This is a genomic window from Mesorhizobium yinganensis (assembly GCF_040081985.1).
Taxonomy (GTDB): Bacteria; Pseudomonadota; Alphaproteobacteria; order Rhizobiales; family Rhizobiaceae; genus Kumtagia; species Kumtagia yinganensis.
This window is the reverse complement of the sequence record NZ_JBEBMH010000017.1, coordinates 111,549-134,225: the sequence shown is the minus strand read 5'-3', so window position 1 is coordinate 134,225 and position 22,677 is coordinate 111,549. Positions and strand designations below refer to the sequence as shown.

The window sequence follows — 22,677 nt, the reverse complement described above, 5'->3', positions numbered from 1 at the left end:
TGCTCGGCTTCAAATCGACCACCTGCGCAGCGATTATCCTGTACGGCATTGAAATGGTTCACATGATGCGGAAACGGCAGGCGAGATACGCGCACAATCCAGCACCGTCACTTGTCGAACAGTTCAAAATGCTGGCCGCGTGAAAATTTGAGCAGGCAGCCTTTCCTCATCTCAGCTTCGAGTTTGCGACAGAACCCGAAATGCTCGGCATAGAGCCGCCCTACATGACGGGCTATCCCCAGCGATGCCGTGAGGCCCGTGGATCTGATGCCGGCAACCGTTATCCAGTTGCTGCCGGTCAACGCCTCTATCACATAGTCCTTGAACTGGCAGGCAGGCCTCAGGCCAGCATAGGTCGCGTTGACACCGACGTTCGCCAGGTTTGGCACCATTTCGATCGCCCGGGTCTTCAGGCGCTCCAACGTTGCCGTATCGGTGGTCGCGGTCTCGCGCTCCTCCACGTCCTCTGCAGTCGGGCCGATCGCCAGATTTCCAAAGCAGGTGCGGAAAAGCACAACGCCTTTGGTGCGCTCGGTGGGCACCGGAAGGATGATCGCGTTGACGAGCTTCGATGCCGGCTTGTCAAAGACGACGAACTGACCGTTTCGCGGCGTGATCCGGAAAGGCGATGGCCTTGCTATCGTCTCGACCAGGTCGCCGAAGTTTCCTGCGGCATTGACCACGATCCCGGCCCGGACTGTCCCGGTGGCGCATTTCAGCAGCCAGCCGTCCGGAATGCGCTCTCCGCCGGTGACCTCCGTGGCACGGACGATCACGGCCCCGTGGGCGATCGCCTGACGCGCATAAGCCAAAGGTGCCGACCATGGATCGATGATGTGCTCACCGGGAACCAGCACGGCCTCCCGCGCTGCCTTTGAGAGCGATGGTTCAAGCTTGCCGAGTTCGGTTCGACCGACAAGGCGTACGTCGCCGATCCCATTCTCGTGCGCTTTGCCGACTATGCCGTGGAGCTTCGAGCACTCTTCATCGGACCAGCCCACCACAAGGGCCGAACTCTTCACGATAGGAAGGTTGAGCTTCTCGTGGATGTCGAGATACTCGGCATAGCCTGCCTTGATGCATGCGAGCTCAAGACTGCCCGCGGGCGCGTCAAACCCGGTGTGGAGCAGCGCACTGTTACCCTTTGAAGCACCCGACAGAATGTCGGCGCCGCGTTCGAGCAATACGCACTTCAGTCCCGCGATGGAAAAATGGCGCAGTATGGCAAGGCCCACGACGCCGCCACCGATTACCGCCACGTCGAAGCGAGGTCCTGCGGTGGCCGACGCGGGGTAGTTCGGCGCGTGCCTATCGGATGTTGACCTGTGACCGAACATTCAACCCGGAAGCAAAATTTTGACTTGTCATGACCGTTCGGTCATGAGTAGCGTAGGCCTGTCCGTCACGCAATCCCCTATCGGTTAGCCATTCCGTTTGCAGCTAGTGTTTGCCCGGCGAGATCATTGGGCTGACGAGAAAGAAGCACAGCAGGCCGGCTTGCCTCGATGGGCGGTCTACGTCTGAAAACCAAACGAGGACAGGGAATGGATCCGGATCAAAGACGAGCGGCAATGCTGGAGCTGGCTTATGCGGCGGGCGAGCTGAAAGTGGAAGAGTTGGCGCAGCGCTTCGAAGTGTCTCGAGAGACTGTCCGACGAGACCTTGCGCAGCTTGACTCCCAAGGCCTTTTGCGTCGTGTCCATGGCGGCGCACAGAAATCGAAACTATCCGTCGAAGCGCCGTTCGTTCAGCGACTGACGGAGAACGCCTATCCGAAGGAAAGGATAGCTAGGCGAGCTGCAGCACTGTTCGAGGACAATGAAACGGTGATGATCGATGCCGGTACAACCACGGAATTTTTCGCCGCGGCACTGGCCGGCGCCGCTCGTTGCACGGTGGTCACCAATTCAATTGGAGTAGCACTCAAGGTTCAGGAGGGCGGCAGCCGAAGCAAGGTTTATCTCCTGGGTGGCGAATGCCATGCAGACACTAAGGAGGTGGTCGGCTCCATTACCCTGGAACAGGTGACACGGTTCAGGGCCGACCATGCCGTGCTTACCATCGGCGCGATCGATGGCAGCCTCGGGATCATGGACTTCGATGTGGAGGAGGCAATGGTGGCTCGCGCGATGATCGCTCAGGCGCAGAAGCTCACCATACTTGCAGATCACTCGAAGTTCGGTCGGGTGGGAATGGCGCAGGTCTGTCAGTTCGATGCCATCGACAGGATCGTGACCGATCGCATCCCCTCTGGGTCGATCATGGAAGCTATTCGCGACCACGGGGTCGAATTGTTTGTGGCGGAATAGGGCGTGCACTAAACAAGGTTTGACCGAACGGGCATTGCTTCTTCGGCTCATTAATCGGCTCGATGGAGCAGGAGCTGGACAGGTTGCGATAGCGCTCGGTCCGGTCGCGGAGATCGCGCGCGGCGCTGCGCCTGGGTTCGCGCGACTTCCGCCGCCTTGGCGTCCCACTGCAATTAAGCCCGGCAGTCGATCCAGGAACCCGGTCTAAAAGCGGACACTACTTCAGAAAGCCGATAGAGGTTACTGCCGTTTAAGGTAGCGGGGCAGGCATTGTAACAGGAGGAAGACAGGCGCTCCGAGAAAGGGCTGATCGGATCGGGCCTTAAGGCGGTCCTGCCGTCGACAATGTTTCGTTCGGTCTGGCGGCCGGCGAGACGCTGGGCTTGGTCCGGCCGTCGGACTCCGGAGGTTCAACGCCGGGACTATCCATCACCCGGGTCTATCCTATCACTACCGGCGGATCTGGTTCAGTGGCCAGAACCCCAGTCATTGTGCCGACGCAGGTTGGGTCGATATCATTGAATGGGGATATCCCTAACTTGCCTCTTTAAGAGATGCTATTTGTACTGGCGGCAAGGGTAACAATCGCTTGGTCGAGGAATAGCGGCTGTTCGCGCGAAACGACTTTCTTGGCTTCTACTACGAATTGGACGGCGTCTGGCATGGAAAGCTTATCCGCTTCCGAAATTTCTAATTTCGTCAGCAATCGGACCAGCAGCGTGGCCGAATTCCAGGAGCGTTGCGGGGTCACAGCATTTTCTGCGGGTCGCCGCTACTGATGTCCGCTCTTCGTGTCGGGTGTCCCGGCAACGAGACCGTCGGCTATCGGCTCCGCAGCAGGTGATGTGTGCGGGCGAATTAAAGGCTCTTGAGGGCGTGCTCCCATCGCGGATCTTGAAGGGCGGCGCGGGCACGCATCTGCTTCAAGGCCCCGAACTTGAAAAAGTCGAAATCAAGCGGTGACATGCAGTTCTGAATCATCGCCCAAGCCGACCATTTCAGGTCCCCGAGCCTCCGATAAAGGAAGATGCGAGCCTGGATCGCGGGGTCCACGCGGCCGAAATAGCTCTCTATGATCTCGTTTTCAGTCGGATAGGAGAAGAACATCTCTCCGCACCAGACGGCCAGATCGTAACAGCGGTCATTGTTAGAGGCATACTCGTAGTCGACGATCAGGATTGATCGGTCGTCCGCTATCAGAAAATTGGCCGGCGCGGGATCGTTGTAGCAGGGCACGAGGTCCAACCCGGATGCTTCCAGGGCCGACCTCGCCCGTAGATACTGATCATGAATGGCACTGAATTCGGCGGGAAGGCGGGCATCAAGCCTGCGAAGCTGATCGAGGTGCTCCTCGATCATATCGAACACGGTTTTGGTTAGGCCGAGGCGGCGCGATCCGTTGAAGGCGCGATAAAGCGAAATCGCCGTTGCCCTGACGTGACGGTTCCTGAAATCGCGGATTGTGCATGCGCGCCGGCCCTCTACGAAGTCGGCTATCTCCACGCCGCGATGGGCAAGATAATCATATGTGCGGGGCCCCAACCCCAGTTCAAACGCGCGGCGGCTCGCTTCCGAAGCAGCGCTATGATCGGCGCCGATGAGCGACGGCGAGCCGGATAAGCTCGAACCGCGACTATGGACGACAGCTCGCCCCAGGCGCATCTTATGGAGGTGTTGGCGGTGACTGGGCACCCGAGACTGAAACTCGTCGCGCCGCACGAAAAAATGCGGGTCGCGATCATGCCCAGTGCGGGGAGGGATGTGCTCGATTGACCGGCATCAGGCCCGCCCAGGTCCTTGGCCGGCATTGCTGAACAGCCGGTCCGGGTAATGTGCGACGCGGATGGGAAGCCAACTCATCAATTCAGGTCGACGACTCCATTGTTGCCTGGCGAGAGCTCCTGCCTCTCATTGGCTCCAGATGCGGACGCGGCGTACGAGCTCGGACGTTGAGATCCCATAGCGATCATGCAGCGTCGGCAGCGCGCCAGCGTCGAGGAACTCGTCGGGCAGGGCGATCTGGCGAAAGACCGGGGTCACGCCCTCCCGCATCAGCAGCGCGGCAACGCCTTCGCCCAGGCCACCAATGATGGTGTGGTTCTCCGCCACCACCACGAGCCGTCCCGGACGGCGCGCGGCGGCAAGGATCGCGTCCGTATCGAGCGGCTTGATCGTGGGCATGTGCAGCACCGCGCAGTCGATGCGGTCTGCTTCAAGCGCCTTCGCGGCCTCCAGCACGCGCATGGTCATCAGGCCGCTGGAAATGAACAGCACATCCGCACCCTCGCGCAGCATTCGCGCCTTGCCGATCTCGAACGTATAGTCGTACTCGTCCAGCACCACGGGAACCTTGCCGCGCACCAGCCGCATGTAGACCGGGCCCTTGTAGTCCGCGATTGCCTCTGTGGCCTGTTCGATGTCGAGCGCGTCGCAAGGGTCGATAATCGTCAGGTTCGGCATGCCGCGGAAGATCGCAATGTCTTCTGTCGCCTGGTGGCTGGGACCGTAGCCGGTGGTCAGTCCCGGCAAGGCGCAGACGATCTTGACGTTGAGCTTCTCCTCGGCAATCGCCATGCAGATGAAATCGTAGGCCCGTCGGGAGGCAAAGACAGCGTAGGTCGTGGCGAAGGGCGTGAACCCCTCCCGCGCCAAGCCAGCGGCAGCGCTCATCAGCACCTGCTCCGCCATGCCCATTTGATAGAAGCGATCCGGATGCTCCTGCGCGAAGACATGTAGGTCGGTGTATTTCGCAAGATCAGCCGTCAAACCCACGATCCCAGGCCGCTGATGGGCTAGCCTTGCAAGTGTGTGTCCGAACGGCGCGTTGCGCGTGGGAACGCCATCGGGCGCGATCGAGGCGATCATCGCCGAGGTGGTCTTGCGCTCACCCGCGTTGACGGCGTGGCGCGGCGCGAATTTTGACAGCCTCACTGCGGACGTCCCTTCTCCAAAGCTTCGAGCGCCAGAGCCCACTCATTGGGCTCGACGCGGATGAAATGCGTGATGTCGCGGGCCTCCAGGAAAGGCACACCCTTACCCATGCGGGTGTCACAGACGATGATACGTGGACGCGGATCCTTGAGACCCCGGGCGTTGTCGAATGCAGCGCGGACGGACTCGATGTCGTTGCCGTCAACGCGCTGCGCGTGCCAGCCGAAGGCCTCGAACTTGTCGGTCACCGGCTCCGAAGACAGCATAGCTGTGGAGGGACCGTCGGCCTGCAGGTTGTTGAAGTCGACGATGGCGATGAGGTTGTCGAGCTTGTGATGGGCGGCAGACATCGCTGCTTCCCAGGTCGAACCCTCGCCAAGCTCACCGTCGGACAAGAGGTTGTAGACGAAACAATCGCTCTGCTTGCGTTTCAGGCCCAGGCACATGCCGACAGCGATGCCGAGCCCGTGGCCGAGCGATCCGCCGGTGATTTCCATTCCAGGCGTGTACGCCGCCATGCCGGACATCGGCATGCGGCTGTCGTCGGTACCGTAGGTCTCAAGCTCTTCCTCCGGCAGCACGCCTGCTTCAATCAATGCCGCGTAGAGTGCGATCGCATAGTGTCCGATCGACAGCAGAAAGCGGTCGCGCTCCTCCCATTGTGTGTCATCCGGCCGGTAGCGAAGTGCATGGAAATAGGCCACCGCAAGCACATCGGCGACGCCGAGCGCCTGCCCGACATAGCCCTGGCCTTGGACTTCGCCCATGCGCACGGCATGTCGACGGATGCGATAGGCGCGTTCTGCAAGGCTGACATTGCTGCCCGCGCGTGGCATCTCGAATTCCGTTGTCTCGTCAGCCATGGATCAGCATCCCGCCATTGACGTCGATCACGGCGCCGGTGATGTAGCTGGCCAGATCGGAGGCGAGGAAGAGGTAGGCGCCCGCCACGTCACGCGCATCGCCCAGGCGACTGAGCGGGATACCCTTGATGATGTCAGCGCGCATGGCATCGGTCAGTTTGCCGCCGGTTATGTCGGTCTGGATCAGGCCAGGCGTGACGCAGTTGATGCGAATGCCGTCAGGCCCGAATTCGCGTGCCATGGCCTTGGCGAGCCCGAGCACACCCGCCTTGGCGGCTGAGTAATGCGGGCCACCGAAGATGCCGCCGCCGCGTTGCGCTGAAACCGACGACATGCAGATGATCGAGCCGCCGCCATTTTCACGCATATGCGGGATGAAGGCCTGGCTGAGATAGAGCACGCCGCGCAGATTGACATCGAGGATGCGGTCCCAGTCGGCCGGGCCGATGTCCAGTGTCTTTACGGGCTGCGTGATCCCGGCAATGTTGCACAACACCTCGACCCTTCCAAACGCTTCGGTCACTTCTGCGGCAGCCCTCTTGCAGGCATCGAGGTCGGCGACATTGCAGGCGAGGCCGATGTGCTCGGGTCCAAGCGACGCGGCGGCGTCACGGGCTTGTTGCTTATCGAGGTCAAGAATAGCAATGCGCGCGCCTTGTTCCGCCATCAACGTTGCCGTGGAGCGGCCTATACCGCGAGGGCTCGCGGCACCCGAAATCACCACGGCCTTGCCCTTCAGCAACATTTCAAAGTCTCCTGCTGTTTCAATTGTCTCGGCGGATGATCTAGAGCCGGTAGTAGCGAGCGGCATTGTCATGGAACAATGCAAGCCGCTCCTCGTGTGTGTAGCCTTGCGTGATCTCCTTGAAGGCGTTCACGACCGCGTCGAAGCTCGAGAACAGCTTGTCGACCGGAAAGTTCGTCGCGAACATGCTGCGGTTGACACCGAAGGCCGCGATTGCTTCCTCGACATAGGGACGGATCGACGCCGTGGTCCAGGACCAGTCGCCCATACCCAGGCCGGAGATCTTGCAGGCGACGTTCGGCGCTTGCGCCAATCGGTGCATGCCTTTTTTCCAGGCGTTGAAATGCTTAGGGCCGTCGACCTGCATGCCGGTGTGGTTGAGAATGATCTGGACGTCGGGAAAGTCGTGCGCGAGCTGGAGAAACGCTTCCATCTGCGGATAATAGAGCTGCAAGTCGAAGCTTAGCCGGCGCTTTGCCAGTTCCCGGAAGCCGCGCCGCCATTCTGGCGTCCGGCTGACCTCTGGCCGCGCCTGATAGGTCTTGGCGCGGTCTGCATGATAGTTCATCGACTGCCGGATACCCCGGAAGTTCGGATACTCCATGTGCCGGTCGAGGAGTTCGCCGACATCGGGTTTGGACAGGTCGGCATAGCCGACGATGCCATGCGGAAAGCCTCGCTTGTTGGCGATCTCCTGCAGCCACCGCGTCTCCCCGACCGGATCGCTTGGATCGAACCCAACGTCCAGATGCACCGATTTGACGAGGTTCTGGTTCCTGGCGTCCTCAAGATAGTCGTCGAGACGATAGCTCTTGCGGATCGCTTCGTAGTCGCCGAAGGCCGACGGCTTAACCCCGTCGGTCAGCCACGGATAGTAATTGGTCTCCAGATCCCACAAGTGATGGTGCGGATCGATGAACGGCAGCTCGGCCACGGTCAGGATTCCTCGCTCGGGATATGGACCCGCCGGGCTCTCCCGGCGGGTCCATTGGGTGGCGGTCAGTTGCTCGGGGGAAAGACGCGGGCGATGACCTTCTTGGCCTCGGGACTGTCGACCTTGTCGGCGGTAACGAGTGGCATGACCAGAGCCAAGTCCTGGGTCACCGGCGCGCCCGTCAAGGCGTTGTAGACCTGCTGGGTGCCGTCGATGCCTTGGCCGACCGCCTCCTGGAAGAAGATTCCCTGGATCGCTCCCTTCTTGAGCAGCGCGATCGTTGTCGGCGAGCCGTCTGCAACGGTGATGCCGATCTTGCCGGTCAGGCCGCGGGTCTCGGCAACCTTGGCGGCGCCGGTGCCGGCTTCGTCATACATGCCGTAAATGGCCTTGACGTCGGGATTGGCGGTTAAGAGGTCGTTTGCCTGGGTGACGGCTTCGTTGATAGTTAGGCCGCGTGTTTCCAGTATCTGGACGAGATCGCACCCGTTGGCGGCGAAGGCTTCCTTGGCGCCCTTGAGATATTTCTGCGCATTCTCCCGATCCTGCGGCAGCGACAGCATGCCAACCTTGTTGCCGCCACGCTCCTTGGCGAGTTCGCAGGTAAATTTGCCTTGCGCCTTGCCGGTCTCATAGTTGTTGGCGGTGACCGAGGATGTGTAGTTGGTGAGGCCTGGCTGCGGCCCGATGCCGGCGAACGCGATCGGCACATTCTGCTTCGCCAGATAGTCGAGCAGCGGCGGTGTCGATGTCGAGCTGACGGGGCCGATGACGATGGCCGAGACGCCTTTGGTCACCGCGGTCCTGGCATTGTCCATCTGCTTGGCGGGCGAGTTTTCCGACGTGTACTCGACATAGTCCATGCCGAGTTCCTTGGCCTTCTCCTTCACGCCGTAGCCGACCCATTGCCAATAGGAGATGTCGAGCGATGGGGCGATGTATGCGACGGTCTTCTTGTCGTCAGCGTGCGATGCGCTTGACAAGGCGGACGTCGCCAAAGCTGCAATCAGGATGCTCTTCAACTTCATCTTGGTTCCTCCCGTTGATGATCTAGATGCGGTTCTTGTTGCTGAAGCGGTCGATCAAAACCGCGAGCAGGATTGCGGCGCCTGTGACGGAGCCTTGCCAGAAGCTGTTCACGCCAATGAGGTTCACACCGTTCTGGATGCAGGTGATCATCAGCGCGCCCAGCACGGCGCCGATCGCGCTGCCGGTTCCGCCAAAAAGGCTGGCCCCGCCAATGACCACAGCGGCAATCGCCTGCAGCATCAGGCTCGCCCCTGCCGTGGCTTCGGCGTTGAGGATGTAGCTGACCGTCAGCAGGCCCGCGAAAGAGGCAAGCAGGCCCGAAGCGACATAGGCCGCGAACTTGATGCGCAGAACCGGGATGCCAAGCAGCCGTGCCGCAATTGCCGACGAGCCGACGGCATAGAACCAGCGTCCGACCACGACCTTGCGCAGCAAATATTCCAGCGCGACCATCAGTACGATGCAGAACAGGAGATGGTTGGGCATGCCGGGGACGATCTCGCCGGAATTTAGGAGCCAGAAATCCGGTGCGCCGATCGGCATCGAACGTCCGTTGGTGACGATGAAGGCCAGGCTGCCCGCTACCGCGTAGGTGATGAGCGTGACGACGAACGGCGCGAGCCCGACGACCGTGACCAGAAGACCATTGATCGCGCCGAACCCCAGGCCGACCGCCAGGCCAGCGCCGCTGGCGGTCAGTCCGTCAGCGCCATTGGCCATCGCCAGCGCGGTCACCATCCCGGTCAGGGAAAAGACTGAACCGACCGAAAGATCGATGCCGCCGGTGACCACGACCAGCAAAACACCGAGCGACATGATGATGAGAGGCGCGGCGGCCTGGACGATGTTTTGCAAGTTGCCCATGCTGAGTGCGGCCGGCACGAACATGCCAACGGCCAGCAGCAGAACCACGATTGCAGCAGCAATCGCGGCTTCCGTGCGGTAGGACAAAAGAACGGCTGGGACGCGTGACGTGGCGCTCCGGCGCTTGTTGGTGGTCGTGTGGCCGTTGGTTGCGTCGGTCATGCCGCCATCCCCGTCAGTTCGGCGAGCCCGTCTTCGGTGTAGTGCTCCTCAGGCAGGAATCCCTTTGGCTGCCCATCGGTGTCGAAGGCGAAAATGGCATCGCAAAGCTCGAGCAGTTCGACATTCTCGGTCGACCACCAGATGATGATCGCGCCGGCGTCGGCCATCTCCCGGATCAAGCCGTAAATGTCATGCTTGGTGCCGATGTCGACGCCTCGCGTCGGCTCTTCCAGCACTACCATCTTGAGCGGCAACCCAAGCCAGCGTGCGACGAGAAGCTTTTGCTGGTTGCCGCCGGACAGCGAAGCCGGCAGGTCCCAGATCGAGCCGGCTTTCAACTTCAGTGACGAAACGAGATTGCGACATTCCTGCCTCTCGGTCGCGGAAACGATCCGCCGCCTCTCGCGAACCCTGCGTGCTGCAAGCACGTTGTCGACGATGGGAAGCTGAGAAAGGATGCCCTTGGTTGCCCGGTCGCCCGAGACGAAGCCAATGCCGGCGCGCGCCGCTGCCGCTGGAGACGAGAACCGGTCGGCAAAACCCTCTCCGGAAAGGCGCCATCCAGCTCCAGGCCCGGCGCCCACAAGGGGCGCTATGAGACCGGTCGGACCCGCGGGTGCGCCGGCCAGTCCCAGTATGGTGCCAGACGAAATAGCGATCCTGACGTCTCCGGGGCCAAGGAGTTCGACGGGTGCGTCCTGTCGGGGGCGATTTTGCCGGTTGCGGCGCATCGCCGGACCCTGTGCGGGCTGTCCCATCTGCTGGACGATCTCGGCGTCGCTGAGCAGGGTAAGTGACGTGGCATTGGCGATCGTGACGCCATCGCGCAAAATCGTGCAGACATCGCAGAGCTCGCGGATTTCCCGCATACGGTGAGAAACAAAGACGATGCCGATGCCTTCCTCCTGCACTAACCGCTTCAGCACCGAGAAGAGTTTGGCTGTCTCGCCAGCGGTTAGGTTGGCCGTGGGCTCGTCGAGAAGCAGGACTTCTGCTCCAGTGGAAAGGGCACGAGCGATCTCGACGATCTGGCCTTCGTGAAGCGACAATTTGCGTGCCGGCAGATCGATGATCTCCTCGCCGATCGCCGGGTCGATCAGCCGGAGCGCTCTAAGCGCAATTTCGCGCATGCGGCGACGGCTGATCTGCGACCAGCCCGACCTTGCATGTACGATGCCGATGTTTTCCGCGACTGACAGCTCGGGCAGCAGCGCCAGCTCCTGATGCACCACCGCGATGATCGGGCGAGTGCGGCCGGCCTTCGACGAGGCGACGTCAATTTCGCCCGCATCTCGTGATGTCAGCCCCGTGATGATGCGGATGAGAGTGCTTTTGCCGGCGCCGTTACCGCCCAGGAGCGCGTGGATTTCGCCAGCCCGGACCTGAAAGCTCACACCCCGAAGTACGCGGGTTGCGCCATAACTCTTTTCGACATTGGCAGCTTCGATCAGGGGCTTCCTGGTCGATACCTGTCCTATTCCCGGCAAATTGTCGGCGCTACCCAAGCTCTGGGTTGAACCCGGTTCCATTCTGTATCTCCTCCCGAGACCACAGGATCATGCGGCTGATTGACATTCGGCTCAATTCTCGTTTCTTAACATTCTGTGTAGCTGAACTTAACTGACTGACCGGAACGATGTCGGATTTCAAGTTCAATTCGATGACTCATTTCGAGGCCGTCGCGCGGCTCGGGGGCGTGGCAAAGGCCGCGCAGGAGTTGCAGGTGACACCTTCAGCGGTCAGCCAGCAGCTGCGGTTGCTCGAACACCAACTCGGCGTGCGGCTTTTCCAGCGCGAAAAGCGCCATCTCTCGCTCACGATCGACGGGGAACGTCTCTTTCAGACCACGACCCAGGCCTTCGAATCCATTCGTGAGGTGCGAAACGCCATTGTTCGGCAGCGCGAAAGCTTCCAGCTCAGCCTTCGCGTCAGTCCCTCTTTCGGCGAGAAGTGGTTGGCGCCCCGGTTGGCTGAGTTCAGCAAGGACTATCCGAGCTGGAACTTGCGGGTGGACGCCACGCCCAATTTCTCGGACTTCGAAACCGAGGTCATCGATCTCGATCTTCGTTATGGCGACGGCGGCTGGGCCGGCCTCTATTCGGATTGCGTGGTCAACGACCTTATTTTACCGATGTGTTCGCCGTCCTATCTCGCCGAACTGCGCGCGATCTCATCGGATCCGCGCGAGCAGCTTCGGCATGCGCGGTTGATCGACAGTGTGAAGGCCTACTTCCGCTGGGATTATTGGCTGCCGCGCAATGGCGTCCAGGGCGCCCGCATGACCTATCCTTATCGTTTCGACCGTTCGTCAATGTCGGTTCAACTGGCGAAGGACGGAGCCGGTGTCGTTCTGGAAAGCACCTCGATTGCATTGGAAGACCTGGCGTCTGGTTCCCTGGTGCCGGTATCGACCGAGTTCGACGTCATCGAGTTTCCGGGATACTGGTTGGTCTGTCCGTCGCGGCATATGAACCGACGCGCGGTTCGCCTGTTTTCGGAATGGGTCTCACGGATCGGAAAGCGCGACACTGATCTGGCTCGACACTTTTTGTCCGCGAGGGGGCTGAGCATATCGTTTGAACGACGTCCGCATTTCGGGACACGGGACGACAAAACGGCGCCAATGGCATGAACGGAAGCCTAGAGATCGTCGTTGGTCAGGTCTTTTAAGGACGTCGGTTTAGCAATCTGTCGTCGAACGCGGGAGAAGCTAGCGTCGAAAATTGCGACTTGCCGGTGCGGCGAAAGGCGGACGCCATCTGGCCTCCAGTGTTCAGATTGGTTCGCTCGCTGTTCGAGGCGATTGCAGCTCGCGCCTATGGCCGGTCCCGTGGGTGTTCCGTCGCCGCGTTGTTGTCCTTACGCCATTCCTCCATTTTCAAACGGGCGTCGTCAAGCGTCAGCAACCAGTGGGCGTTGAGGCATTCGCTGCGGAACTTGCCGTTGAAGGACTCGATGAAGGCGTTATCCGTTGGCTTGCCCGGCCGCGAGAAGTCCAGTTCGACGCAGCGCTGATAGGCCCACAAGTCGAGATCACGGGAGATGAACTCCGATCCCTGGTCGACCCGGATAGTCCTCGGATAGCCGACTGAGCGGCAGGCCCGCTCCAGTGTCGCCACGAACATCTTCTCCTCGGTAGCTGAACCCGCGGATCGACCGCCGGCGAGAAGCGCCGACGACGTAGCGGGTTGAACCGTTTCGGGTTCAGCATTTGCGGCACGCCAAGCGGTCACGCGCCGGGCTTTTTGACCTGCAGTCCGCCTATTTCTTACCCAATCTTACTCAATTCGATCTCCGAAACCTACTCGTTGCATCGACGCCAGGTGTAGCTTTCTGATGCCGCGGGCCGGAGTTGGGGGCGCGGGGCAAAAAGCTGGGACGTTGCGCCCTTGGGAGGAGATCATGTTGGCAAAGCTCGCCGCGCTTCGCGGCCATTCAACCAAGATTGCCAGAGGCACACTTATGTGTTCTCTGCTTATCACAGGCGCAATCGCGGCGGAACAGCCTGCGCATGCGGAAGGCATAAACTGGCGTCAGTTCGAAGGCACATCCATCGTCTGGGCCTATGACATTCATCCGTACGCGGACGCCGTTGCGGCTCAACTTCCCGAGTTCGAAAAGCTCACCGGCATCAAGGTGACCCCGGAACTCTATCCGGACGACTCTTACTGGAACAAGCTGACGATCCAGTTGACCACAAAGTCGCCAGCCTGGGACGTGGTCGGCACCGGCATCCAGCCGGCTTGGGATTTGTCCCCGAGCCAACTGCTCGAGCCACTGGACGGCTACCTGAACGATCCGAAGCTTACCGATGCGGCTTACGACTACCAGGACTTCTTTCCGGCGCTCCGCACCGCGCTGACGTGGAACTTGACAGATGGTCAGATCGAGCCGGGAACCGGCCATGTCTGGGCCATTCCACATGGTTTTGAGAATATTCAGCTGTTCTATCGCAAGGACATCCTCGAGAAATACGGCCTCAAGGTGCCCACCACGCCGCCCGAGATGTCGGCTGCTTGCGAGAAGCTGAAAGCTGCGGACCCGTCGATTACACCCTTGGGCGTTCGCGGCGTTCGCTTCTGGAGCAGCATTCACACCGCGCCGGTGTCCATCGCCAAGTCGTATGGCGTGCACGACTTCTTCATCAAGGACGGCAAGCTCGACACAGGTCTGGACGCGCCCGAATCGATCGCCTTCCATAAAGACTATGTGGATATGATCAAGAAGTGCGCAGCGCCGTCCTTTGCCAACGACAACTGGTATCAAGTTGTTGATGGCATTTCCTCCGGCCGTACGGCCATGGCAATCGACTCCAACATGTTCGGCTTCTGGAATGACGTGGCCGGCAAGCCTGCCTCTGGCAAAATCGCTTTTGCGCCCCCCCTGCATGCGCCGAATGCACAGAACTTCGAATCGAACATCTGGATCTGGTCCCTGGCGATGAACGCCGCTTCCCAGAAGAAAGGCGCATCGTGGCTGTTCATCCAGTGGGCAACCTCCAAGGAAGTTGACCTGAACGGCGCAGTAGCGGGCAAGCTCGTCAACTCGCCGCGCACGTCAACTTGGACAGACAAGGCGTGGCTCGACTACGCGAGCAAACCGGAGTTCAATGACTTCGTCGATACGTTCAAGACGGTCCAGGACCGGGCGGCGTTGGCCTTTACGCCAAGGGTCGGATTCGGGGAGGCAATGAATGCCTGGGCAGTTGCCATGCAAAAGATGGTCAATGGCGCAGACGTGGAAAAGACGCTTCACGACCTCGCCACTGAAATCCGGTCCTCCCTGTGACCGCGGAAAGGGGCGGCGTTGGCGGACCGCCGCCCCTTTCATTCTAACGGAATTACCCGAGATGGAAATTCGTGGTTCAAGCGTGAGTGTATCGGCCCAGCCGTCCAAGTCGCTTGTCGCAGCATCAAGAGCAAGCACTGTGAGAAAAGGCGCGGAGCGGGGTATCGAGTGGTGGAGCATCGCGGCGGTCGCTCCGGCCGTCATCATCCTGCTCGGCTTCCTGCTGCTCTTTTTCTATGGCGTCTACCAGTCATTGACCGACCTGAAACTCGGTCGGCCACTGGTTCGCTTCATCGGCTTCGCCAACTACTCTGCCCTGATAGACGACGATGATTTCTGGAACAGTGTCCGGGTGACGCTCACCTACGGCGTTTCGGCGGTGCTAGTGCAGGCAGTGCTTGGACTTTCCATTGCCAAGCTGTTTGCATCCGAAGTGGTCCTCGCGCGTCTGTTACGTCCCGTTATTCTGCTGCCGCTGGTCCTCCCGCCAATGAGCGTTGCACTGATGTGGACCACCATGATGGATCCGCAGCGCGGTATCTTGAACTATCTCCTCTCGCTGGTGGGTGTCGCCCCGTTCCCCTGGATATCCGATCCCGCCACGGCCTTGGTCTCGCTGATCCTGATCGATGTCTGGACATACACGCCATTCTTTGCGCTGATTATCTTCGCGGGACTGCAGGGCATCACCGACGACATTCGCGAGGCCGCCCGGGTGAACGGCGCCAGGGGCTGGGCGACCTTCCTGCACATCGAGCTGCCGCTGGTAGCGCCTTACATCCTGATTGCTGCGGTCTTCCGGCTCATCGAATCCTTCAACCAGTTCGACATCGTCTTCGGAACCACGCAAGGGGGGCCTGGAAACAGCACCGCGGCACTTTCGGTTCAGGCCTATATCACTGCGTTCCAGAACCTTAACTTCGGCCGCGGCGCGGCGATTATGGTGGCCAACTGGCTGATCGTGCTGGCGGGAGCATTCCTCACCGTCAGGCTCTGGCAGGCCGTCCGGCGACGGGTCACCTGAGGAGCCACGACATGCGCGTTTATCGATCTGGTTTGACAACGCTGGTTCTCAATCTTCTGGTCGCTCTTTGCGGGCTCGTGCTGGCGTTTCCACTGGGGTGGATCGTGATGATGTCGCTGAAGGGGCAGGCCGACGTCATGGCTTGGCCGCCGAATTTCATCTTCACGCCAACCTTCGAGAATTTCCGCGTCCTGTTCGACTTCGCCCAGGCCGGCGCAACCAGCTACGGTACGATCAAGGTCGATTTCCTGACGCCGATCACCAACAGCGTGGTGATCGCGCTTGGATCGGTGCTCTTGTCACTCGTGGTCGGCGTCCCCGCCGGCTACGTGCTTGCCAGGCGCGACATCCCCTTCAAGGAAGACATAGCCTTCTTCATCCTCGGCTTCCGGTTCGCGCCGGTGCTGCTGGTCGTCATTCCGCTCTTCAACATTTTCCAGGCGATCGGGCTCTATGACACCTATCTCGGCATGATTTGGGTCTATCAGGTCGTCACGCTGCCGATGATCGTCTGGCTCAGCCGCTCCTATATCGAGGACATTCCGAAGGACATCGAGGAAGCAGCCGCAATCGACGGCGCCAAACCGGTGCGCATCGTGCTCCACATCGTGTTGCCGCTGCTCAAGCCGGGTCTGATCGGCGCCTCCCTGCTCGTATTCCTGCTCGCCTGGCACAATTTCGCGCTCGGCCTGATCCTGACATCGACAAGGGCACCCGTAACCGTTGCCCTCCTTAAGCTGCTCAATCCGGGCGTGCAATTCTATCCGGTAATGGCGGCGGGATTGGTGGTCACCATGATCGTTCCGGTCGTCCTGATCGTCGTCGGTCAGCGCCATCTGGAGCGCGGTCTCACCTTCGGAGCTGTGAAATGAAGACCCGACCCTTGATGTTCTTCGGAACGACAAATCTCGACTTGTGCTTCAACGTCGAGCGCCTGCCGACGCCTGGCGAAACCCTAATGGGCATACTTGCTCGAAACCCTGGGGGCAAAGGCGCCAATCAGGCGGTCGCCGCTGCTCGGCTTGGGCTTCGGCCGCATTTCTACACGCGGCTCGGAGACGATGAAGCTGGCCGGCGGCTGCTCCAGTCGCTGGCGGAAGCGGGCGTGCGAACGGACGCGGTCGAGATCTGCCAGGGCGAACCTTCCGGCACCGCAATGGTCATGGTTGGAGACGACGGCGCCAACATGATCGTCATCGACCCCGGCGCCAATCTCAACGCGACAGCACTCACGGTCGAGAAAGCCACTGGCTTCATCGAGCCAGATGCAATTGTCGTGGCCGAGATGGGTATCCCGGTTCCCGCGCTCGAACGCCTTTTCGAGCTGAAGGCCGACAAGGGCTTCGAAGTGATCTTCAATCCTGCCCCAGTCAGGCCCGGCCTTTCCGCCGCGGCTTGGCGAAGCATCGATTACCTTACCCCGAACCAGTCTGAGACCTTCGAACTGACCGGCGTTGAGGTTCGTGATTTTGGAAGTGCAGCGCGGGCGGCGAGCAAGCTTCTCGAGCTCGGCACAAAGGCCGTGCTGATCACTTTGGGCGCCTGTGGCGCTTATTATTGCGACGAGAGCCGCTCTTTCGGCCTGCCGGCTTTTCCGGTCAAGGTCGTCGACACGACCGGGGCAGGCGATGCTTTCAACGGCGCCTTCGCTGCCTTCCTGTCACAAGGCGTGGCCGTGCGGGATGCGATCAGAAAGGCCATGGCTGTCGCGGCCCTTTGCGTCAGCCGGCGCGGCGCACAGGATTCCATGCCGACTGCTCGGACAGTCGATGAATTTCTCAATCAGCAAACCGTATTGGAGTTGGAATGAGCGGACAGTTTTCAGTCGCAGGCCGCACCGTGCTGGTGACCGGTGCAGGTGGCGGCATCGGCTCGGCTATCGCCGACGCTTTCCGGGCCCAAGGCGCGAACGTCGTGGCGACCGACGCCGATCTGGAAGCGCTGAAGCGTACTCTAAGCCAACTCGACCACGGCGCAGAGATCGTGCCGGAGGCCATGGATGTCACGCGTGAGGACGACATTGCAAGGGTGCTGACTACCGTCGAGCAACGCTTCGGCGGTCTGGACGTACTGGTCAACAATGCGGGTATCAAGTCCGCTGAGCCGTTGCTCAACGGTAGCGTGACCAAGATCGACCGCACCATTCAGATCAATTCGGTCGCGGTGCTGCTATGCTGCAAGCTGGTCGTCGAACGCTTCATGAAGATCAATGGCGGCCGGATCGTCAACATCGGTTCGTCGCTTTCCTCGCAAGGCGCCGTGTTCAACTATCAGGCCGGTGGCGCGGACTATTGTCTGTCCAAGGCAGTCGTGCATGACGTGACTAAGCTGCTGGCCTATGAATGCGCGCCGCTGCGCATCAACGTCAACGCGATCGCACCGGGCATCATCGACACGCCGATGCACGGTCGGCCGCGCGAGGAAACCGAGGCTCGCCATAGCGGTCGAATACCCTTGGGAAGAGTGGGCGTCCCGCAGGATATCGCCGGCCTGGCGGTATTCCTGGCGAGCCCTGCCGCTGACTACATCACCGGCCAGGTCGTCCATGTGAATGGTGGGATGTTGATGAATGGCTGACCTTGGCGCGCATCAGAACTGGTCGCCGATAGAGGGCGTAATTTCCGACCTGGATGGGGTCATCTACCGCGGCAAGGCGCCAATCCTGGATGCGGTCGAGACGTTCAACCGCTGGCAAGCGTGCGGATTGCCTTTTTGCTTCGTGACGAACAATTCCACGCATACGCCAGAAGATGTTGTCCGCAAGCTTGCAGGGTTCGGCCTCGCCGTCGACGCGCGAAACGTCGTGACCAGCGCCATCACAGCGGCCGAGCTCATCCGCGCCAACTATCCGGAGGTGACCCGGGTCTATGTGATCGGCGCTCCTTCGCTGGTGGCCGCTATCGCGGCCGTCGGCCTGGAGGTCACGGACCGCACTCCAGAAGTCGTGGTGATGGGCCTCGATCGTCAGATCACGCATGAAAAGCTGTGCGTCGCGGTCAACGCCATTCTGGGCGGCGCCATATTCATCGGCACGAATCCCGATCTGCTCTTGCCGACCGAAGATGGATTTGAACCCGGAGCCGGAGCCGGGCTGGAGGCGGTCGCCGCTGCCACGCAGACCAAGCCGCTCATCGTCGGCAAGCCCGAAGTGCACATGATCGAAACGGCGCTGGCGCGTCTGGGAACGGCTCGTATCTCGACCTTGATGATTGGGGACCAGATTGCAACCGACATCCAGGCCGCCAAACGGGCCAACCTTCGCGCCGTGCTAGTGACCACCGGCGTGCCGTCACGGCGCGATCCGATGCTGATCCCACCTGATCTCACAGTCTCCAGCCTGACAGAGATAAGGCTGGATAATGACGGCACCCGGAGCGGCCTTAAGGGGAGGATATGATGGCAGAGGTTCGCCTGGAACGGATCAGCAAGGCCTACGGCAACGTCCAGATCCTGCGCGACATCGATCTTGACATCGCCCACGGCGAATTCGTTGTGTTTGTCGGGCCCTCCGGGTCGGGCAAATCGACCCTTTTGCGCATGATTGGAGGGCTCGAACGCATAAGCGACGGCCGCCTCCTGATCGACAACAGGATAGTCAACAATATTGACGCTTCGGAGCGAAACCTCGGCATGGTGTTCCAGAGCTATGCGCTTTATCCGCACATGACCGTGCGCCAGAATCTTGCGTTTCCGTTGCGTATGGCAAAGGCCAGCGCCGAAGAGATAGAAGCCAAGGTAAAGGAGGCCGCCGCCCTGCTGCAGGTCGATCATTTGCTTGACAGGAAACCGCGGCAGTTGTCCGGCGGTCAGCGACAACGAGTGGCTATCGGCCGCGCCATCGTGCGCGAACCGAAGGTCTTCCTATTCGACGAGCCCTTGTCCAACCTCGACACGGAACTCCGGGTCCAGATGCGGGTGCAGATCGCCAAGCTTCACAAGCAGCTCGGCAATACTATGATCTACGTGACGCACGACCAGGTGGAAGCCATGACCATGGCCGACAAGATCGTCGTGCTTAAAGACGGCAATATCGAACAGGTCGGTACGCCCCACGATCTCTACCACAAGCCCGCGTCTCAGTTCGTGGCGGGCTTCATCGGTTCGCCGAAGATGAACTTCCTGGACGCGACGATCGTCTCGGCACATCAAGATCGAGTTGAAGTCAGACTTGAGACGGGTGTGACCGTCTCCTTACCTGTCGACGCGGATGCGCAGGCGGTGGGCAAGCACGTGACCTTAGGCATCAGGCCCGATGATTTCAGGGCACCCGCAGATAGTGAAGACGACCTGCTGGTCGAACTCGACGTCGACTTTGTCGAGCACCTCGGCAATGCCACCTATCTCTACGGCAATGCCGGTGCTGCAAGTCTTGTCGCTCGTGCACCAGGGCTGACCGCGGCAGGAAGAGTAGAAAAGATCGGCCTTGCAGTGGCGCCCTCGGACTGCCATCTTTTTCTTCCCAACGGCAAGGCACTGCGCAGATTGCGCGCACCGACGAGCTGGAACTGATTGCTCCCTCGCGAAGCGCCGGCTGCGAGTGGAACGGGGGCGTGGATGAAGCAGGCGCAAGGCGGCAGCATCAGACAGTTCCTGGGAAATGCCCGTTCCTTCATGCTCGGCGCGGGCATCGGATCGGGAATGACAGCGCGCGCGGCCGAGCGAGCCGGTGCGGATTTCGTACTGGCGCTCAACGCTGGCCGATTCAGAGCGATGGGCGGTTTTTCGCCGGCATCGATCCTTCCCATTCGCAACAGCAATGAGTTCGTCGCTGACTTCGGTAGAACCGAGATCCTGCCGAACACGAGGCTGCCTGTCTTCTTCGGGGCGAGCACATTCGATCCAAGGCTTGAGATCGATAGTTTTCTCGACAAGATCGTCAGATGGGGATTTTCCGGCGTAACCAACTTCCCATCCGTCATCCATATCGACGATCACCGTAGGGCGATCCTCGAAAAACACGGTTTGGGCTACGGTCGCGAGATTGAGCTCCTGGTCAGGGCCGCGGCGCGCGGCCTCATGACGATCGGCTACACGCGCACCCAATCTGAAGCACGCCGAATGGTCGAGGCCGGTGTCCAGGCCATCTGCATGAACTTCAACCTCAATCCCGATGCCGAAAGCGGGGCCCAGCCTTCAATCGGACTGGCGGAGCTCGCTACGCGCACGCGCGACATCGCGCGAACGGTTCACGCAATCGACAAAAGCGTCGTCTGCCTGTTGGGCGGCGGTCCGATCACCAAGCCGGACGAACTCCTGGACGTGTGCCGGGAGACAGCCACACAAGGCTTTATCGGTGGGTCCTCGCTGGACCGCGTTCCGCTACAGACGTCGGTGCTCGAAGTGACCTCCGGTTTCAAGACGATTCACCTCCTGCGGGAGAAGGTCGATATCCTGGAGCGGCAACTGCAGCTAAGCGGCTACAGACACGGCATCATCGCGCAATCGTCGGCGATGAACCGGGTTCTGGAAACGGCCAAACGATTGGCGGGCGGTCCCAATCCGGTGCTTGTCAGGGGTGAGCCAGGTTCGGGCAAGCGACGCTTGGCAGGCCTTGTCCACGCTTTAAGCGAACGGAAACATTTCAAGCCGGTGGTGTTTGCGTGTCGGGCCGGGCCTTCGGATGAAACCGTCGGCACCCTGTTCGGCATCGAACGCGACGAAGCAAGAAAACGTCGCATGTCGCTGCTCGAGACCGCTGGCGACACGTCAATTCTGCTGTTGCACCTTGATCAATTCTCCGCCGACGGACAAGAGCGTCTGGCCGACTATCTGGAGACTGGCACCTTTGTGCCGCTGAATGGGATATCGTCGTTGCGCTCCAAAGCCAGGGTTGTTGCGACTGCGACTGTGCCCCGCGGAGCAACTCTGGACAGCGTTCTTCACCCCAGGCTCATCGCTTTGTTCACTGGTATGGACATCGCGATACCTGCTTTGCCAGATCGTCTTGAAGACTTGCCCCAGTTGCTCAACCACTTGACGGTCGAAGCAAAAGGGGATGCCAATTCCAAAGCTTTGGCGATAGAAAACTCCGCGTTCCTGGCACTGGCGAGCCATCGTTGGCCTGGGAACGTCAGAGAGCTGCGGCACTTGGTCAACCAGCTGGTCACACTACCTCCCGACACTCACATCACGGCAGAAGTGTTGGCGCCGTTGCTGGAGTCATCGAATAAGCCGTCGACCACGCCAGCCAATGCCCTGTCCGAGCGTGACTGGATCATCGAGGGACTGAAGCGCAACCGGCTCCATCGCGGCAAGACGGCCCGCTATCTCGGCCTGTCAAGAAAGACGCTCTACAACAAGATAAAGAAACTGCGGATCTTGGAGTGATGACTTCTTGCTTTGCGGTTGAGGATCAAGCCCTATGTCCGGCGAGCTCAAAGATTGGGAGCGCATGCTCCTTGGTAGACGGCGCATCGCCAGTGACGAGTTCTAACCTGTCTGAGATTGAGATCTCAAGGGCAGCCGGCTGCACATGGAGGATGCCGTCGAGCGACATCTTTAGCCGCTCCTTGGCAGCAGGAATTATAGAAGAGGTGAAGGTCGCAAAGATCGTTCTGAAGCCCAAGCTTCCAAACCATTCGAGACGTCGAAGCTCGAGGTCCTGACCAGGCTCGATTGTTCCGCCCGCGGGCGGCTGTTCGTTGACCGAGGCAGGCGGGAAATTGATGACGCCGGTTACGTCCCTGTCCCGCAGGGCGTCGGCAAAATCCTCCCAGCAGGCAAACGGATCAACCATCGCCATAGCTGCGTAGGCGGAAAGCTGCCTTTTCTCGCGATGGGTGCGTAAAGCTTCTAACAGGCAGTCGTTCCAGTTAATCACAGGCAAGCTCGCCAGCACCAACGGAGAGCCTTGAGGCAGGTACGCGAGCGACGGCGCATAGATTTGCAGGTCCTGCGCTTGCCCCTTGTCAAGCAAGTCCGCTGAAAGCCAGCCGGAACGAAGACCTGTCACGATGCTACCCAATTTTACCCATCCAGGAGTGCGCCTAATCTTATCGGCTAAGCGGCTGAGGTCTAGACCCTTACCG

21 protein-coding genes and 2 pseudogenes are annotated in these 22,677 nt (G+C 60.4%); 11 read left to right on the top strand and 12 right to left on the bottom strand.

All coding sequences use genetic code 11. The features are described from left to right. Positions 1 to 143: pseudogene (locus ABMA59_RS25380) on the top strand (IS6 family transposase); the annotation flags it as partial. Here the strand turns inward: ABMA59_RS25380 and ABMA59_RS25375 are convergent. Next, positions 108 to 1,259: an NAD(P)/FAD-dependent oxidoreductase gene (locus ABMA59_RS25375; RefSeq protein WP_349008167.1), complete on the bottom strand. Its 1,152-nt coding sequence runs from the start codon at positions 1,257 to 1,259 to the stop codon at positions 108 to 110. The pseudogene ABMA59_RS25380 and the gene ABMA59_RS25375 sit on opposite strands and share 36 nt — an antisense overlap. 285 nt (positions 1,260 to 1,544) lie before the next feature. Here ABMA59_RS25375 and ABMA59_RS25370 point away from each other — a divergent pair, with 285 nt between their 5' ends. Next, a complete protein-coding gene (locus ABMA59_RS25370) occupies positions 1,545 to 2,309 on the top strand; it encodes a DeoR/GlpR family DNA-binding transcription regulator (protein WP_349008166.1) in 765 nt (254 codons plus the stop codon). A 547-nt stretch (positions 2,310 to 2,856) separates the two neighbouring features. Here the strand turns inward: ABMA59_RS25370 and ABMA59_RS25365 are convergent. The 9 genes from ABMA59_RS25365 to ABMA59_RS25325 all read right to left on the bottom strand — a co-directional run bounded on the left by ABMA59_RS25365 (position 2,857) and on the right by ABMA59_RS25325 (position 11,366). Continuing rightward, the gene (locus ABMA59_RS25365; protein ID WP_349008165.1) at positions 2,857 to 3,060 is read right to left on the bottom strand and encodes a hypothetical protein; all 204 of its coding nucleotides are present in this window, start codon (positions 3,058 to 3,060) and stop codon (positions 2,857 to 2,859) included. 107 nt (positions 3,061 to 3,167) lie between these two features. Continuing rightward, positions 3,168 to 4,028, bottom strand: a complete 861-nt coding sequence (locus ABMA59_RS25360) for a phosphotransferase (protein ID WP_349008164.1) — start codon at positions 4,026 to 4,028, stop codon at positions 3,168 to 3,170. A 189-nt stretch (positions 4,029 to 4,217) separates the two neighbouring features. Further along, positions 4,218 to 5,240 (bottom strand): transketolase family protein, encoded by a 1,023-nt coding sequence (locus ABMA59_RS25355; protein WP_349008163.1) that lies wholly within the window; start codon positions 5,238 to 5,240, stop codon positions 4,218 to 4,220. Then, the gene (locus tag ABMA59_RS25350; RefSeq protein ID WP_349008174.1) at positions 5,237 to 6,076 is read right to left on the bottom strand and encodes a transketolase; all 840 of its coding nucleotides are present in this window, start codon (positions 6,074 to 6,076) and stop codon (positions 5,237 to 5,239) included. The genes ABMA59_RS25355 and ABMA59_RS25350 overlap by 4 nt, the downstream gene beginning before the upstream one ends. A 19-nt stretch (positions 6,077 to 6,095) precedes the next feature. After that, a complete protein-coding gene (locus ABMA59_RS25345) occupies positions 6,096 to 6,848 on the bottom strand; it encodes an SDR family NAD(P)-dependent oxidoreductase (protein ID WP_349008162.1) in 753 nt (250 codons plus the stop codon). A gap of 40 nt (positions 6,849 to 6,888) precedes the next feature. Further along, positions 6,889 to 7,782: an amidohydrolase family protein gene (locus tag ABMA59_RS25340; RefSeq protein WP_349008161.1), complete on the bottom strand. Its 894-nt coding sequence runs from the start codon at positions 7,780 to 7,782 to the stop codon at positions 6,889 to 6,891. A 65-nt stretch (positions 7,783 to 7,847) separates the two neighbouring features. Beyond that, positions 7,848 to 8,810, bottom strand: coding sequence for a substrate-binding domain-containing protein (locus tag ABMA59_RS25335; RefSeq protein WP_349008160.1), 963 nt, complete (start codon positions 8,808 to 8,810; stop codon positions 7,848 to 7,850). Positions 8,811 to 8,832: 22 nt separating this feature from the next. Further along, complete coding sequence (locus tag ABMA59_RS25330) at positions 8,833 to 9,837, bottom strand: ABC transporter permease (protein ID WP_349008159.1); 1,005 nt, start codon at positions 9,835 to 9,837, stop codon at positions 8,833 to 8,835. Further along, positions 9,834 to 11,366, bottom strand: a complete 1,533-nt coding sequence (locus ABMA59_RS25325; RefSeq protein ID WP_349008158.1) for an ATP-binding cassette domain-containing protein — start codon at positions 11,364 to 11,366, stop codon at positions 9,834 to 9,836. The genes ABMA59_RS25330 and ABMA59_RS25325 overlap by 4 nt, the downstream gene beginning before the upstream one ends. Before the next feature lie 107 nt (positions 11,367 to 11,473). On the opposite strand from ABMA59_RS25325, the gene ABMA59_RS25320 reads away from it, so the two are divergent. Beyond that, the gene (locus ABMA59_RS25320; RefSeq protein ID WP_349008157.1) at positions 11,474 to 12,469 is read left to right on the top strand and encodes a LysR substrate-binding domain-containing protein; all 996 of its coding nucleotides are present in this window, start codon (positions 11,474 to 11,476) and stop codon (positions 12,467 to 12,469) included. A gap of 184 nt (positions 12,470 to 12,653) precedes the next feature. Here the strand turns inward: ABMA59_RS25320 and ABMA59_RS25315 are convergent. After that, positions 12,654 to 13,009: pseudogene (locus ABMA59_RS25315) on the bottom strand (integrase core domain-containing protein); the annotation flags it as partial. A gap of 230 nt (positions 13,010 to 13,239) precedes the next feature. Here ABMA59_RS25315 and ABMA59_RS25310 point away from each other — a divergent pair. From ABMA59_RS25310 to ABMA59_RS25275, 8 genes are all read left to right on the top strand, one after another. Beyond that, on the top strand, positions 13,240 to 14,625 hold the full coding sequence (locus ABMA59_RS25310; protein WP_349008156.1) for an ABC transporter substrate-binding protein: 1,386 nt from the start codon (positions 13,240 to 13,242) through the stop codon (positions 14,623 to 14,625). Between the two features lie 61 nt (positions 14,626 to 14,686). Beyond that, positions 14,687 to 15,649, top strand: a complete 963-nt coding sequence (locus ABMA59_RS25305) for a carbohydrate ABC transporter permease (RefSeq protein ID WP_349008155.1) — start codon at positions 14,687 to 14,689, stop codon at positions 15,647 to 15,649. A gap of 11 nt (positions 15,650 to 15,660) precedes the next feature. Next, positions 15,661 to 16,521 carry a carbohydrate ABC transporter permease gene (locus ABMA59_RS25300; protein ID WP_349008154.1) on the top strand — a complete coding sequence of 287 codons (861 nt, stop codon included), beginning with the start codon at positions 15,661 to 15,663 and terminating at the stop codon, positions 16,519 to 16,521. Beyond that, positions 16,518 to 17,459 (top strand): ribokinase, encoded by a 942-nt coding sequence (locus tag ABMA59_RS25295; protein ID WP_349008153.1) that lies wholly within the window; start codon positions 16,518 to 16,520, stop codon positions 17,457 to 17,459. The genes ABMA59_RS25300 and ABMA59_RS25295 overlap by 4 nt, the downstream gene beginning before the upstream one ends. Next, positions 17,456 to 18,226 carry an SDR family NAD(P)-dependent oxidoreductase gene (locus tag ABMA59_RS25290; RefSeq protein WP_349008152.1) on the top strand — a complete coding sequence of 257 codons (771 nt, stop codon included), beginning with the start codon at positions 17,456 to 17,458 and terminating at the stop codon, positions 18,224 to 18,226. Before ABMA59_RS25295 ends, ABMA59_RS25290 begins: the two co-directional genes overlap by 4 nt. Continuing rightward, entirely contained in the window at positions 18,219 to 19,046 is an 828-nt protein-coding gene (locus tag ABMA59_RS25285; protein WP_349008151.1) for an HAD-IIA family hydrolase, read from the top strand. The genes ABMA59_RS25290 and ABMA59_RS25285 overlap by 8 nt, the downstream gene beginning before the upstream one ends. Then, complete coding sequence (locus ABMA59_RS25280) at positions 19,046 to 20,158, top strand: ABC transporter ATP-binding protein (RefSeq protein ID WP_349008150.1); 1,113 nt, start codon at positions 19,046 to 19,048, stop codon at positions 20,156 to 20,158. The genes ABMA59_RS25285 and ABMA59_RS25280 overlap by 1 nt, the downstream gene beginning before the upstream one ends. 45 nt (positions 20,159 to 20,203) lie before the next feature. Beyond that, positions 20,204 to 21,976 carry a phosphoenolpyruvate hydrolase family protein gene (locus tag ABMA59_RS25275; RefSeq protein WP_349008149.1) on the top strand — a complete coding sequence of 591 codons (1,773 nt, stop codon included), beginning with the start codon at positions 20,204 to 20,206 and terminating at the stop codon, positions 21,974 to 21,976. 25 nt (positions 21,977 to 22,001) lie between these two features. Here the strand turns inward: ABMA59_RS25275 and ABMA59_RS25270 are convergent, their stop codons facing one another. Further along, a complete protein-coding gene (locus ABMA59_RS25270) occupies positions 22,002 to 22,613 on the bottom strand; it encodes a hypothetical protein (RefSeq protein ID WP_349008148.1) in 612 nt (203 codons plus the stop codon). Positions 22,614 to 22,677 lie beyond the last annotated feature (64 nt).